The organism is Halobacterium sp. CBA1132, from assembly GCF_001485535.1.
Taxonomy (GTDB): domain Archaea; phylum Halobacteriota; class Halobacteria; order Halobacteriales; family Halobacteriaceae; genus Halobacterium.
The window spans coordinates 1,093,521-1,106,426 of sequence record NZ_BCMZ01000001.1; the positions used below are offsets into that span (position 1 = coordinate 1,093,521).

The 12,906-nt window shown below is 65.1% G+C and carries 14 protein-coding genes; 7 read left to right on the forward strand and 7 right to left on the reverse strand.

From position 1 onward, the window contains the following. The first annotated feature begins 85 nt into the window (after positions 1-85). Positions 86-1,261, forward strand: coding sequence for a Fic family protein (locus tag AVZ66_RS05765; RefSeq protein WP_082678778.1), 1,176 nt, complete (start codon positions 86-88; stop codon positions 1,259-1,261). Between the two features lie 32 nt (positions 1,262-1,293). On the opposite strand, the gene AVZ66_RS05770 is transcribed toward AVZ66_RS05765, so the two are convergent. The 5 genes from AVZ66_RS05770 to AVZ66_RS05790 form a co-directional block, all read right to left on the reverse strand. Further along, positions 1,294-2,892 carry a GMC family oxidoreductase gene (locus AVZ66_RS05770; protein ID WP_058982694.1) on the reverse strand — a complete coding sequence of 533 codons (1,599 nt, stop codon included), beginning with the start codon at positions 2,890-2,892 and terminating at the stop codon, positions 1,294-1,296. Next, the gene (locus AVZ66_RS05775; protein WP_058982695.1) at positions 2,889-3,404 is read right to left on the reverse strand and encodes a gluconate 2-dehydrogenase subunit 3 family protein; all 516 of its coding nucleotides are present in this window, start codon (positions 3,402-3,404) and stop codon (positions 2,889-2,891) included. The genes AVZ66_RS05770 and AVZ66_RS05775 overlap by 4 nt, the downstream gene beginning before the upstream one ends. 47 nt (positions 3,405-3,451) lie before the next feature. Continuing rightward, positions 3,452-4,180 (reverse strand): fumarylacetoacetate hydrolase family protein, encoded by a 729-nt coding sequence (locus tag AVZ66_RS05780; RefSeq protein WP_058982697.1) that lies wholly within the window; start codon positions 4,178-4,180, stop codon positions 3,452-3,454. Positions 4,181-4,245: 65 nt separating this feature from the next. Continuing rightward, positions 4,246-5,229, reverse strand: a complete 984-nt coding sequence (locus AVZ66_RS05785) for an aldo/keto reductase (RefSeq protein WP_058982699.1) — start codon at positions 5,227-5,229, stop codon at positions 4,246-4,248. Positions 5,230-5,286: 57 nt separating this feature from the next. Further along, positions 5,287-5,505 carry a hypothetical protein gene (locus AVZ66_RS05790; RefSeq protein WP_058982701.1) on the reverse strand — a complete coding sequence of 73 codons (219 nt, stop codon included), beginning with the start codon at positions 5,503-5,505 and terminating at the stop codon, positions 5,287-5,289. An 81-nt stretch (positions 5,506-5,586) separates the two neighbouring features. Here AVZ66_RS05790 and AVZ66_RS05795 point away from each other — a divergent pair, with 81 nt between their 5' ends. The 4 genes from AVZ66_RS05795 to AVZ66_RS05810 all read left to right on the forward strand — a co-directional run bounded on the left by AVZ66_RS05795 (position 5,587) and on the right by AVZ66_RS05810 (position 7,672). Next, positions 5,587-6,309: a metal-dependent hydrolase gene (locus tag AVZ66_RS05795; RefSeq protein WP_058982703.1), complete on the forward strand. Its 723-nt coding sequence runs from the start codon at positions 5,587-5,589 to the stop codon at positions 6,307-6,309. Positions 6,310-6,391: 82 nt separating this feature from the next. Further along, positions 6,392-6,787, forward strand: coding sequence for an OsmC family protein (locus tag AVZ66_RS05800; protein ID WP_058982704.1), 396 nt, complete (start codon positions 6,392-6,394; stop codon positions 6,785-6,787). A gap of 72 nt (positions 6,788-6,859) precedes the next feature. Continuing rightward, positions 6,860-7,303, forward strand: coding sequence for a DUF5799 family protein (locus AVZ66_RS05805; protein WP_058982707.1), 444 nt, complete (start codon positions 6,860-6,862; stop codon positions 7,301-7,303). A gap of 75 nt (positions 7,304-7,378) precedes the next feature. Then, positions 7,379-7,672 (forward strand): DUF5779 family protein, encoded by a 294-nt coding sequence (locus AVZ66_RS05810; RefSeq protein ID WP_058982709.1) that lies wholly within the window; start codon positions 7,379-7,381, stop codon positions 7,670-7,672. Between the two features lie 26 nt (positions 7,673-7,698). Here the strand turns inward: AVZ66_RS05810 and AVZ66_RS17035 are convergent, their stop codons facing one another. Continuing rightward, complete coding sequence (locus tag AVZ66_RS17035; RefSeq protein WP_394326152.1) at positions 7,699-10,377, reverse strand: nucleotide sugar dehydrogenase; 2,679 nt, start codon at positions 10,375-10,377, stop codon at positions 7,699-7,701. A gap of 76 nt (positions 10,378-10,453) precedes the next feature. Between AVZ66_RS17035 and AVZ66_RS15635 the strand changes: the two genes are divergently transcribed. Both AVZ66_RS15635 and AVZ66_RS05820 read left to right on the forward strand, forming a co-directional pair. Then, positions 10,454-11,089, forward strand: coding sequence for an IS6 family transposase (locus AVZ66_RS15635; RefSeq protein WP_082678734.1), 636 nt, complete (start codon positions 10,454-10,456; stop codon positions 11,087-11,089). Between the two features lie 60 nt (positions 11,090-11,149). After that, positions 11,150-12,367, forward strand: a complete 1,218-nt coding sequence (locus AVZ66_RS05820) for an RNA-guided endonuclease TnpB family protein (RefSeq protein ID WP_058982715.1) — start codon at positions 11,150-11,152, stop codon at positions 12,365-12,367. Between the two features lie 179 nt (positions 12,368-12,546). Here the strand turns inward: AVZ66_RS05820 and AVZ66_RS05825 are convergent, their stop codons facing one another. Then, positions 12,547-12,894: a TRAM domain-containing protein gene (locus tag AVZ66_RS05825; protein WP_058982717.1), complete on the reverse strand. Its 348-nt coding sequence runs from the start codon at positions 12,892-12,894 to the stop codon at positions 12,547-12,549. Between the last annotated feature and the right edge of the window lie 12 nt (positions 12,895-12,906).

Below are 12,906 nucleotides of genomic sequence, written 5' to 3' on the forward strand. Positions count from 1 at the left end.
ATGAATCTGCCGTCGTATTCTCCGCCTTCTCATTCGTCTACCACCCTCAGATTCATACACCGTGCGCTCTAACGTTCAGGTATCGATGCAGCAGTCCGAGTTGGATGCTGATGCGCCCGGCGACTTCGTCTCGTACGGCCGCGAGTCGTACTACAGGCCGGAGCCGCTCCCGCCATCCGGCGGCCTCACACTCGGCGATGAGTTCTACGAAGCGCTCGCGGACGCGACGTTCTGGCTCGGCAAGCTCAGTGGGGTCAGCCGCGAACTCGGCTTCCCCCCAGTCCTCTACACCTCGCTGCTCCGCAAGGAGGCTATGGAGTCCGCGGAAATCGAGGGTGCCGATGTCGACTACGACGCGCTGTACAGTCTCGAAACCCGTACGTTCGACGAAGGCCGGGAGGAACCGACAGAAGCCACTGCAGCGGGCGAAACCAAGGACACCCGCGAGGTCCTCAACTACGAGACTGCAGTCGAGGACGGTATCGACGCGCTTGACCACGGCGAGGAGTTGACTGTCGAGTTGCTCCATGCCCTCCACGAGACCCTGCTCACTGGCGTTCCGGACGACCGCGTCGACACCGACACCGTCGGCGCGTACAAGACGAAACCGAACTTCCTCGGTGACTTCCTCCCGCCCGCCCCGGGCGCTGTCGAGGACCTGATGGACGGCCTGTTCACCTACTACCGGACCGGGGGCAGTTACCACCCACTCGTGGACATCGCGTTGTTCCACTACCAGTTCGAAACCATCCACCCGTACGGCGACGGCAACGGACGGCTCGGCCGACTCCTCGTCACGCTCCAGTTGTACGACGCCGACCTCCTCGAACGCCCCAACCTCTACCTCAGCGAGTACTTCAACCGCAACAAGGCCGCGTACGTCGAACGGATGGAAGCCATCCGGTTCCACGGCGAGTGGGAAGCCTGGCTCTCCTTTTTCGTCGAGGGCATCGCACGCCAAGCCCGCGAATCAGTGGAGCGGACGCTCGCGCTCACCGACCTCCGCCGCGAATACGAAGCATCGTACGGGGGGAAATCGTACACGAAGAACCAGCTCGCGGTGACGCTCTTCGAGCAGCCCTACGTCACCAGCAAGACCGTCCAACGGTTATTCGACGTCGAGCAGCCCACCGCCTCGCGGGCGATCAACGAACTCGTCGACGACGGCGTCCTCGAAGAGGTTCCCCGGCAGGGCCGCAACAAGGAGTATCGCGCTCGCGAGATTTTCGAGATTCTCGAGCAGCCGCCGCGGACGTACTGACCCGACCGACGAGGGCGAGGAACGCCGCCGGGTTACAACCGCTCGGCGACGTGGTCGGCGGCCTTCAGGGCGAGCGCCGCGATGGTGAGTGTGGGGTTCATCGCGCCGCCCGTCGGGAAGACACTGGACGACGGAATCGTCAGATTCTGCAGGTCGTGGGTCCGCAGTTGGGGGTTCACGACGCTCGTCTCGGGGTCGTTGCCCATCCGCGTCGTGCCCATGTGGTGGAACGCCGGTCCCGTCGCGTCGGGGCCGACCGTCCACTCGATATCGGCGCCGAGTTCCTCCAGAATCTCGCGCTGAATCTCGTTCGCGCGCTCGATGGTGCGGCGCGTGTACTCGTCCAGCGACCACACTACGTCCGGCACGGGATTCCCGTGGTCGTCGGTGCGCTCCGGGTGGAGGCGGACTCGGTTCTCCTTCCGCGGTGGTTGCTCGACGAGCGCGCCCATCGCGACGTGGGTGCCGTAGCCGTCGCGGATGCGCTCCAGCATCGCGTCACCCCAGTCGTCGCCCGACAGCGCCATCTCCACGGGCGAGGGGCCGGCGTAGTTGAGGAATTCGAGTTTGATGGCGCCCCGCGAGTCGTCCGGCCGGTCGTAGAACTGGTGGCTCTCCGTGGTGTTGAAGCCGACGTGGTTCTGTCGGGTGGGCTCGTCGAGCGTGCCGCCGGCACCCGCGAACAGGTGGTCCATGAAGTACCGCCCCACGAGCCCCGAGGAGTTCGCGAGCCCGTCGGGGTACTGCTCGGATTCGGAGAGCAAGAGCAAGCGCGGATTCTCGACGCCACCCGCCGCGAGCACGAACTCGCGGGCCTCCTGGCGGTGTTCGGTGCCATCCGGTGTCGCGTAGACGGCCGCGGTCACGCGTTCGCCGCTGTCGTCGTGTTCGAGGCGCTGGACGGGCGCGCGGTCCACGACGCGAGCGCCCTGTTGCTCGGCGCGTGCAACGTGAATCGTGGCGTCGTACTTCGCGCCCGATGGACAGACCGGCTGGCAGGTCCCGTACCCCACGCACGCGCTCCGCTCGTTGCGCGACTCCGAGAGCCGGGCGTTCGGCACCGAGTGCGTCGTAATCCCGAGTTCCTCGCAGGCCTCGGCGAACAGCGAGTCCGAGTAGCTCGGCGGGAACGCGGGCAGCGGGTGGGGCTGCTCGCGCGGCGGCGCGAACGGGTTGTCGCTGGCGCCCGCGACGCCCAGTTCGTTCTCGGCGTCGGCGTAGTACGGCCGCAGGTCGTCGTAGCTCATCGGCCAGTCCGCGCCCACGCCAGTCGCACTTTCGAGTTCGAAGTCCTGCTCGTGCAGGCGCATCACCATCCCCTGCCAGTGCAGCGTCGACCCGCCGACGCCCTTCACGCGCGCCGCGTTCAGGGGATAGTGGCGGTCGCCCGTCGACGCGTAGGCGTCCCGCGGGCCGCCCATCCCCCACACCGAGTTCGGGCCGTGCGCGGGCCGAATCGAGCGCTCCATGCGCTGCTCGCGGTCGCTCTCGTCGAAGCGCGGCCCGGCTTCCAAAATCACCACGTCGTAGCCTTCCCGGGCGAGTCGGTCCGCGACGAGGCCGCCCGCAGGGCCAGCGCCCACCACGCAGACGTCCGCACCCTCGGTGGGCTGGCGGTCCGCGCCCGTCACTGTGGCCTCCGCTGGTAGCTCGTCGTGCCGCCGGGGTGGCCCTGCGGGTTCTCGATGCCCGCGAGTTCGCCGCCGGTCGGCGTCGAGAACAGCGCGTACAGCAGTTCGTTCACGAGGTAGTAGCGGACGCGCTCGCGCTCGTCGCCGTCCGGCACGGGGTCGACGATGTCCACTTCCATCCCGGAGAGCGCCTCCTCACGCTCGTCGGCGTCGAGGTCGGCGAACGCCGCGTCGTACCAGTTCCGCCCGTACTCGTCGAGGACGTCGACGGCGTCCGCGACGCCCGCTGCGTACTCGGGGCGGTCCGCGAAGCGGCCGGCGCTGTACTCGCGGACGAACGACTCGACGCCGTCGACCTCGCTGGGGTAGACGACGCCTGCGACCGCGGCGAGCGTCGCTACTTCGTGGTCGCCAACTGCGGTGTCGTCGTTCTCGGAGAGCGCGAGCGCGCCAGCGCCCGCGGCACCCACGGCACCGAGCGCGGCGAGTACGTCCCGTCGCGTGAGTTCCATTCGCGAGAATGTTAGGCCGGCCTAATCTTCAGCGTTGTCCTTCCCGACTACCGGCGCTCGACGTCGTGGGAGAGCGTGCCGACGCCCTCGACCTCGACCTCGACGCTGTCGCCGTCCTCCAGTTTGTCGACGCCCTCCGGCGTCCCCGTGATGATGACGTCGCCGGGTTCGAGGGTCATGTACTCCGTGATCTCGGCGATGAGCTCGGGGACGGAGAAGATGAAGTGCTCGATGGAGGAGGTCTGGCGCGTCTCGCCGTTCACGCGCAGTTCCACGCTCGCGTCGTCCGGGACTTCGTCGGGCGTCGCCAGCACCGGGCCGAGCGGGCACGCGCCGTCGAACGCCTTCCCGCGCACCCAGTTCTGCTCCTCGGATTGGTCCGTGCGGTTCGACACGTCGTCGGCCGCGGTGTAGCCCGCCACCACGTCCATCGCGTCTTCCTCGTCGACGTTCCGGGCCTGCTCGCCGATGACGACGGCGACCTCCGCCTCGTGCTCGATGTAGTTGTCGCCGGGCAGCGTCACCGTGTCGCCGTCGCTCGCAACGGCGTTCGGCGGCTTCAAGAACAGCAGCGGCCGGTCCGGGATTTCCGCGTTTCGCTCCTCGGCGTGCGCGGCGTAGTTCCGGCCGACGCAGACGATTTTCGACGGCTCCGCCGGCGGCAGCACCTCGACGTCCTCGACGTCGTACGTTCGTCCGCCGAAGGAGACGGTGCCGTCCTCGTACTCGCCGCGTCGTACTGCGCCTGCCGGGTCGCGGAAACGCATCCAGTGCATGCCCGCGGCTTCCCGGGGTGGCCGCGTAAGCGTTCCGGGTGCGGCAAACGAGCGCGGGCGCTACGTCACCAGCGGTGGTGGACGTGCTCTTCGACGTACTTCTCGTAGACGTCGCGAGTGGCGCCATGGGCCTCGTGCGTGAGCGGCCGGGCGTTCGACGCGGCGACGTTGCTCCGGATGTGTTCGGGCGATGTCGACCCCGGAATCACGGTGGAGACGGCGTCGAAGTCAAGAATCCAGCGGAGCGCGAACTGCGGCAGCGTGAGCTGGTCGGGGACGTACTCGCGGAGTTCGTCGACGGCCGCGACGCCCGGTTCGAGCGGGACGCCCGCGAACGTCTCGCCGACGTCGAAGGCGTCGCCCTCGCGGTTGAAGTTCCGGTGGTCGTTCTCCGGGAACTCCGTGTCCTCGTCGATGGCGCCCGTGAGGAGACCGGACGCCAGCGGGACGCGCACGATGACGCCGACGTCCTCGCGGTCGGCGGCTTCGAGGAAGCGCTCGGCGGGGCGCTGGCGCAGCGGGTTGAAGATAATCTGGACGGTCTCCACACCGGGATACTCGATGGCCTTCATCCCTTCCTCGACCTTCTCGACGCTGACGCCGTAGTGGTCGATTTTCCCCGCGTTGCGGAGGTCCGCGAGCGCGTCGAAGGTCTCGGGCTGGTAGTACGCGTCCGTCGGCGGGCAGTGCAACTGGACGAGGTCCAGCGAGTCCACGCCGAGGTTCTCGCGGGAGCGGTCGACGAACCGTTCGAGGTTCTCGTGCGTGTAGCGGTCGGCCTCGTGCGGGTCGAGGCGGCGGCCCGCCTTCGTCGCGACGACGGGGTCCTCGTCGCGTTCTGCTAGCACCTCGCGGATGAGGCGCTCGCTGCGCCCGTCGCCGTAGACGTCCGCGGTGTCGAGGAAGTTCACGCCCGCGTCCAGCGCGGCGCGCACGGCGTCCTTGCCCTCTTCCTCGCCGACGTCGCCCCACTCGCCGCCGATTTCCCACGTGCCGAGGCTGACTTCGCTGACGTCGAACCCGGTCGAGCCGAGTCGTCGCTGCTTCATACCGGACGACGAACCCGGACGCACCTAACGGTGGGGGTATGCTGCGAAGTGTGCCGGTTAGTCGAATCCCGGCGCGAGCAACCCCGCTCCCACGACGAACGCTGGGAGGCCGACCACCAGCGCGGACGCGTACGCCACCATCACCAGCATCCCGGGCGCGTTGAGGGCGGTGGCAGCGACGAGCGTCAGCAGCGTCAACTGCGCGAGCACGAGCGCGAGCAAGCCGTCGCGGTTGCTCGCGGCGGTTCCACGGGGAGGGTCGCGGGCGGCGTCCATGCGTGTGGCCGCGTCGCGCTCTCGGAAGTATCCACCGGGCGGTGAGCTTTTATGTGTTATTCGCGAGTAGTTGTACTCGCTATGGAACTCACTTGGTTCGGCCACTCAACGTGGCGCGTCGACGTCGGCGGGACGACGCTGCTCATCGACCCGTTCTTCGACAACCCCAAGACCGACACCGACCCCGAGGAAGTGGACCCCGACCACGTCCTGCTCACGCACGGCCACGCCGACCACATCGCGGACGTCGACCGCTACCGCGGCGCGCACTTCGTCTCGACGCCCGAGCTCGCGGGCTACCTCACCGACGAGTACGACATCGACAACACCACCGGAATGAACCTCGGCGGCACCGTCGAACTCGGCGACGCCTACGTGACGATGGTGCGCGCGGACCACTCCAACGGCATCGACACCGGCTACGGCACCTCCGCCGGGATGCCCGCCGGCTACGTGATTTCGGACACCAAGCCCACGCAGGTCGCCGACGAGGAGAGCGAGACGTTCTACCACGCCGGCGACACCAGCCTCCACACGGAGATGCGCGATGTCATCGCGCCGTACCTCGAACCCGACGCCGTCGCCGTCCCCGCCGGCGACCACTTCACGATGGGGCCGTGGCAGGCCGCCGTCGCCGTCGACTGGCTCGACGCCGACGTCGCGTTCCCGATGCACTACGACACCTTCCCGCCCATCGAAATCGATACCGACGACTTCGAGCGCGAGGTCCAAGCCACCGGCAGCGACGCCGACGTCGTCGTCCTCGATGGCGACGAGACGTTCGACCTCTCGGAAGGCTACTAATCGCGGGCGCCGCCGTCCCGTTCACGTGGCGGCTACCGAAAGAACAACGCTTACGGCGCGGGCGCGAGTCTCGACGTACGTAATGACAATCGAAGTCACCAGTACCTCCGAGGAAGGCTACGTCACGCGTTCGCGCGTCGGCGACTACGAACTGACCGTCGACGCGACCGAGGAAGAAGGCCCCGAACCGAACGGCGTCCTCCTCGCGGACTACGCGTCCTGTTTCGTCCCGGCGTTCCGCGTCGGCGGCAACAAGGAAGGCTTCGACGACCTCGGCCGAATAGACGTCGACGTCGAGGGCGACCTCGACGACGAAGACGACCTCGAAGCGGTTCGCTTCCACATCCTCGTCGAAGCGGACCTCGACGACGAGGAGTTCGACGCCATCGTCGAGCGCGCCGAGGACATCTGCCACGTCCACAGCGCGCTCCGCGAGGAACTCCACGCCGAAATCACCGGCGAGACCGGCGCCTTCTAGACGCGGTCCGACAGATACCACGCTCGTTTTTTCGTCGTAGCATACAAGCACGCCCATCGCGTAGCCGCGGCCATGACCGACAACTGGGAGGACATGGTGGTCGGCGCGCGCATGGCCGTCGACACCGAGTTCACGGACCGAGTACGCGGCTCCTCGCTGTCGAACTCGCAGTGGGGCCTCGTGATGACTGCCGTCGAGTTCGACATCGAGAATGCCGACGACCCCGAGAACGCCCGCATCGTCGCGGACACGTCGAAGCTCGAGCACGTGCTCCCGGAGATGCAGAACGTCGACGAACAGTCGGCGATGGGCGGCGGTGGCGCCCAGTCGAACAGCGGAGGCGGCGTCGTCGGCGGGATTAAGGACGCGCTCGGCCTCGGCAGCGACGACGACGACCACGAGGAACTCGCGGCCGAATCCAGAGACCTCGCCGACCAGTACGCCGAAGCGCTCCAGTCGCACCTCGAATCGAACGGCAAGTGGGCAGACGTTCGGTGCGCCGCGGACGACGACTGAGGCGCGCGGCGCCACGACTCGGCCTCGCTCGACTTGTCGGGAAGGTTTTTGCCCCGCGGCGCCCACGCTACGACCATGTCTGACGGGTTCAACCTCGACCTGCGGAACGCCGAGGAGGAGATCGACGTCCCCGAGTCCTTCGACGGGAGCGTCGTCCTCGGCGTCCTCGACGGCACGACGCCGGACGGCGACTGGCTCGCAGAAATCAACGACGGCAACGTTCTCTTGCTGGCCGTCGACGGCGACCTCAACGACCTCGCCGCCGGGTTCGCGGGCGACGTCAAGGACGCCGGCGGGACGCTCATGCACTTCCGGGAGTTCCTCGTCGTCGCGCCCCCCGGCGTCGGCGTGGACGCTGAACGACTGTAGAACGGGCCGCTACTCGTTCCGGCTGGCTACCACGTCAGTCCTTCGTACGTGATGCCGTCGCGGCGCTCGACGATGCGCCGGCCGTCGACGACCACGGGTTCGGCCATCCCGTCGAACTCCTCGTCCAGCGCGGCGAACTCGTCCCAGTCCGTGACGAACACGGCGCCGGACGCGCCGTCGAGCGCGGCTCCCGCACTGTCTGTATATTCGACATCGGGGCGCTTCTCCGCCATCTTCTCGGCTGCCACCGGGTCGTAGGCGACGACGTCCGCGCCCCGGGCTTGGAGGCCGTCGATGACGGGGACGGCGCGGGAGTTCCGGATGTCGTCGGTGCCGGGTTTGAACGAGAGACCGAGCACGGCGACGCGCTCGCCATCGACGTCGACGTGGTCGTCGAGCAGCGAGAGGAGGCGCTCCGGCTGGCGGTCGTTGACCTCGGTTGCGGCGTCGAGCATCAGCGGCTCGTAGCCTTCGTCGCGGGCCGCTGCGCGGATTGCGGCGGTGTCTTTCGGGAAGCAGTTGTGGACGACGAGCCCGTCCGTGGTGACGAACGTGTGCGTGTCTGCGACTTCCAGCGAGTACACGTCTGTGTCCGCGTCCTCGACGGTCACCTCACGGACTGGGACGGTAGTGAACCCACCATCGGCCGTATGACCAGTTGGCGCGATGTCCTGGGTGTCGCTGAGGCGCGTCTCGATTCGGTCGCGCTCGTCGTCGAGGAACATCTCTTTGAGTGCGTCAACCTGGTGTTTCGAACTCACTCGGAGGAAGTGTGCGGGCCGAGTCGATTTGGCCGACTCGGACGTCTTGTAACTCGGGACGATGCCGACGCTGTGGAGGAGGAACTGCATGCCGTTGATGAGGTCCTCACTGACCGACCCGTAGTCGTAGACGACCGCGTTCGAGTGGCTCGGGTAGTGAACGTGGCCGTCGCCCCGGAACAGGCCCGCGAGGAGCGCGATTCGCTGGTCGTCGGTCGCGCGGTAGGCTTCGTCCGGGACTGCAGCCGAGTACGATCCCGTCCCACAGCCGAGCCACTCGATGAACTCGGCGAAAATCCGGCTCGACACTTCGATTTGGGTCGATGTCTCCTGAGTCTCTGTCCGGTACCGGATTCCCAGGTCTTCGTAGTAGGATTCGGCGTCGTCGACGTACGCTGCCTCATCAGAGGGGTGGAAACTCAGGCATACTCGCCGTCGCGTGGTCGACCCGTGTCCCGAGGTGTCGTCGTTGATGTGGCCTTCGCTGAGATAGTAGCCGACGAACCGCCAGAAGTCCTCGTCAACCGGGAGAACAGCGGGCACGTAGGTCTGGCCGCCACCGCGTGTCGTGTACAGCCCGACCTCGGTCCGGTCGACGGGCAGTTCGTCCTCGTGGTCGAGGAACACGTCGAGCGGCAGGTAGTTCGATTGAACGAGGTCGTGCACTTTGTGATAGTCGAACTGCCGGTTGTACTCCCTGAGGACTTCGTAGACGTCGTCTTTGACGGTCTCCAGCTCGAACTCCGGTTTCACGTAGACGGAGTCGTTCTCGAAGGCCGATGACGACTCCACGAGGTCGATGAGGTCGAACGATTCGACCGGATCGCTCGGCAGCCCCATCATGACGGGGAGTTCGTCGCCCTCGTCGAGTGCAGCTGCCTCGCGGACAACCTGTTCGTGGCCGTCCAGCGTGACCATCGGATGGTCGTGGGTCACCGTCACCGACTTGTTCATCTTCGTCCGGACCGTGTGGAGTTGGCCGTCGTACTGCCGCCGCGTCGCAGCAAGCACCGGCTTGAACTCGAACTCGCCGCTTTCGGTCCGACTCAGAACCGATACGTCCTCGACTGTCTCGCCGGACACGTACTGCTCAAAGAAGTCGGCGAGCGTCAGCTGCTTTGTGCCGTCTTCGTCCTTGGCGAGAATCTGCTGGTCGCCTGTGAGACAGCTCCCGCCCCACCCCACCCCGGAACGGAGGAACTGGCCGCTGATGCGGTCGTCGTGCGCGATGGCGTCGGCGACCTCGTAGGCGTCGACGCCGAACTCCTTGCAGATGTTCCCGATGTCGTTGATGAGGCTGACTTTCGCCGCGAGGAAGCCGTTGTTCGCGTACTTGATCATCTCGGCCTCCCGGAGTCCCGTCTCGACGACCGCGGGGTCGCCGTCGGCGGCGTCGACGAGCGGCTCGTAGACGTCGTGGAGCACGTCGTAGGCGGCCTCGTCGGTCGCGCCGTAGACGACCTTGTCCGGGTTCAGGAAGTCCTCGACGGCGGTCCCCATGCGGAGGAACTCGGGATTCATCGCGAGCGTCGCACCGTCGAAGCCACCGCGTTCGAGCGCGGGCGCGACCACGTCCTCGGTCGTGCCGGGAACGACCGTGCTCTTCACGACGACGACGTGGTCGTCCTTACCGGCGAGCGCCTCGCCGAGCGACTCGGCGCCAGCCTGCATAATCGAGGTGTCGATGCGGCCGTCTTCCTCGGATGGTGTTGGGAGCGCGAGGAAGGTCACGTCCGTCTCGCGTACCGCGTCGTAGTCCGTCGTCGCGCGCAGCCGGTCGCCCGCGTGCTCGGCGATGCGCTCCTCGAGCCCGGGCTCGTGAATCGGCGCGCGGCCGTCGTTGATGGTGTCGACGGTGTCCTGGTCGATGTCGACGTTCACAGGCGGTACGAGGAGGGTGCCCCGACCCTTGAGGTCGGGGAGGAAGCCGACAACCGATGACACAAACCATGCTATAATGACTGCCCAGGTCGTGTTTAGTTAAGACTGAAAAGTGAGGCGAGAGTGATTTCTGCTGTCTATGGCTGAAATCACTCGCCTCAGTGGCTGTAGCGACTGGATCGAGTTAGATTTTGTGGAGCGAGAGCGGACACCGAGCGAGCTGATGCAGCTTGGTATTCGACTTCATTTGGCTGGTCTCTCACTTTCGAATACAATAAAAGAACTTGAGAAGTTCGGTGTCCAACGCTCGCGAAAAGCGGTCCATGATTGGGTACAGAAAGCTGATCTACAGCCCGCCAGCAACGCTAGTCCGGATCAGATTGCGGTTGACGAAACGGTGATCCGCATCGACGGCCAGCAGTACTGGCTGTACGCTGCCATCAATCCAGCCTCGAACAGATTCCTGCATATACGGCTGTTTCCGACGACAACAACGGCGTTGACTGAACGATTTCTGCAGGAATTACGCGAGAAACACGACGTCGAAGATGCCGTGTTTCTAGTTGATCACGCCCAGCACCTCAAAACAGCACTCCAGCGAGTCGGGCTCCGATTCCAAACCGTTCGTCATGGGAATCGGAATGCTGTCGAACGTGTTTTTAGAGAGATAAAACGACGGACTTCCTCGTTCAGTAATAGTTTCAGCCACGTCGAGCCAACAACAGCGGAATCGTGGTTGCAAGCCTTCGCCGTCTGGTGGAACTCGCTAAACTAAACACGATGACTGCCCAACCCCAAAAACATAAGTAACACCAATAGTATATGTGAAAATACAGTGGAGTATCGTCGTACCGCCGTTATCAAACTCGACACTTCCGAAGGAGGCGACGATTCCCTTCGAGAGACTGTCGAGCAGTTCAAACACTGCGCCAACACCGCAAGCGAATGGTGCTGGCACGGCGACGACGGCTACCACGTCACCTCGAAAGCCAAAGCCGAACGCGCCCTCTACGACCGACTCCGCGACGAAACTGACCTTACCGCGAATCTCGTCCAGAAAGGGATTCGACGGGCGGTGGAAGCCGTCAAAAGCGGAGTCTCGCGCCTCAAACGTGGTGAGAACACGTCACAACCGCACTTTTCTGCCGATAGCGCGGTCTACGACAAGCGGAGCGCGACGTTCCACCGCGACCACGTTTCTCTTTCGACCGTAGACGGGCGCGTTGAGTGCGATTACATCCTCCCCGACGACTCGGAGACGCCGCCAACCAAGTACGTCTCCGACGAGGATTTCGAGTTTCGGATGGCGCACCTGCAGTACCGCGACGATGACTGGTATCTCCACGCTTCGATGCGAAAGGCCGAAGCAGACAAGGAATCGTCTGAATCCGAGTCCAAGCACAGAACAGTCCTTGGAGTGGATTTAGGCGTGAACAACCTCGCCGTTGCTTCAACAGGGCGATTTTGGTCGGCAGACGAGTTCAATCACTGGCGTCGAGAGTACGAGAAACGACGAGCCTCGCTCCAGCAGTGTGGGTCTCGACACGCACACGAGAACATCGAGAGTGTTGGGCAGAAAGAGTCTGGCCGGTTCGAGATACACCTGCACGCGGTGGCGAACGAACTTATCGAGGAGGCCGTTGAAAACGACTGTTCGCACATCGTGTTTGAGGATTTGACCCATATTCGGGAGAACATTCCCGAAGCGACGTGGCAACACGTCTGGGCGTTCCGACGCCTCTCCGAGTACGTCGAATACAAGGCCAAAGAACACGGTATCGAAGCCGTGCAGGTTGACCCGCGTAACACGTCGAAGCGGTGTTCGACGTGTGGGTTTACCCACGACGACAATCGGTCGGGAGAGTCGTTCGAGTGCCAGCAGTGCGGGTATGAGAACCACGCCGACTACAACGCTGCGAAGAATATCGGTTTGCAGTATCTCCGTCGTCGGCAAAACGCAGACGACGGAGGCGCACCCGTAGACGTGCGCTTGAATCGCGGGACGCTGAACGTGAGCGGGGAGTACGTCCCCCCTGCCTCTACCGAGGCATAGAACGGGAGTCCACGCGAAAGCCTCGGGGTCGTCCGAGACGGTTTTGCCGTCTCGTGATGACGAGAGAGCTTCGCTCTCTCGAACCACTTGACCCTGAGGCGATTTACGTTGAGTCCACCTTGCCAGCCCCTACGGCAGACCCGTATTAATGTGATTCGTCACGAACAGCGCTGTTCTGTTCAGGCCGTCCCCTCGAAGATCGCGTCCGCGGACGTCTGCTCGCGGTTGAACGACGTCACGGTCGCGCGAATGACGTCGCCCTCGGAGAGTCGCTCGGGGATGTCCTCGGTGAACAGCACGAACCCCTCGACTTTGCCGACGGCGACGCGCTCGCCGGAGTGGTGGTCCGTGAACTCCGTGATACCGAACTCGTACGTTTCCCCGAGTTCGACGGGTGGTTCGCGTTCCTGCGCGGCCTCGTGGGCGCGCTGTGACTCACTGGTGCTGGACAACCGCAGCCAGAGCGCCACCACGCCGAGCGCGAGGACGACTGCGCCGACGCCGGCGGCGACTACCACGTAGTCCATGCGGTACGCCTC

What these genes read in the sequence shown, in the direction of transcription:
- AVZ66_RS05765 (WP_082678778.1), top strand. Translation starts at nt 86, where the DNA reads ATGCAGCAGTCCGAGTTGGATGCTGATGCGCCCGGCGACTTCGTCTCG.
- AVZ66_RS05775 (WP_058982695.1), bottom strand. Translation starts at nt 3,404, where the DNA reads ATGGAACTCACGCGACGGGACGTACTCGCCGCGCTCGGTGCCGTGGGT.
- AVZ66_RS05780 (WP_058982697.1), bottom strand. Translation starts at nt 4,180, where the DNA reads ATGCACTGGATGCGTTTCCGCGACCCGGCAGGCGCAGTACGACGCGGC.
- AVZ66_RS05785 (WP_058982699.1), bottom strand. Translation starts at nt 5,229, where the DNA reads ATGAAGCAGCGACGACTCGGCTCGACCGGGTTCGACGTCAGCGAAGTC.
- AVZ66_RS05790 (WP_058982701.1), bottom strand. Translation starts at nt 5,505, where the DNA reads ATGGACGCCGCCCGCGACCCTCCCCGTGGAACCGCCGCGAGCAACCGC.
- AVZ66_RS05795 (WP_058982703.1), top strand. Translation starts at nt 5,587, where the DNA reads ATGGAACTCACTTGGTTCGGCCACTCAACGTGGCGCGTCGACGTCGGC.
- AVZ66_RS05800 (WP_058982704.1), top strand. Translation starts at nt 6,392, where the DNA reads ATGACAATCGAAGTCACCAGTACCTCCGAGGAAGGCTACGTCACGCGT.
- AVZ66_RS05805 (WP_058982707.1), top strand. Translation starts at nt 6,860, where the DNA reads ATGACCGACAACTGGGAGGACATGGTGGTCGGCGCGCGCATGGCCGTC.
- AVZ66_RS05810 (WP_058982709.1), top strand. Translation starts at nt 7,379, where the DNA reads ATGTCTGACGGGTTCAACCTCGACCTGCGGAACGCCGAGGAGGAGATC.
- AVZ66_RS15635 (WP_082678734.1), top strand. Translation starts at nt 10,454, where the DNA reads ATGGCTGAAATCACTCGCCTCAGTGGCTGTAGCGACTGGATCGAGTTA.
- AVZ66_RS05825 (WP_058982717.1), bottom strand. Translation starts at nt 12,894, where the DNA reads ATGGACTACGTGGTAGTCGCCGCCGGCGTCGGCGCAGTCGTCCTCGCG.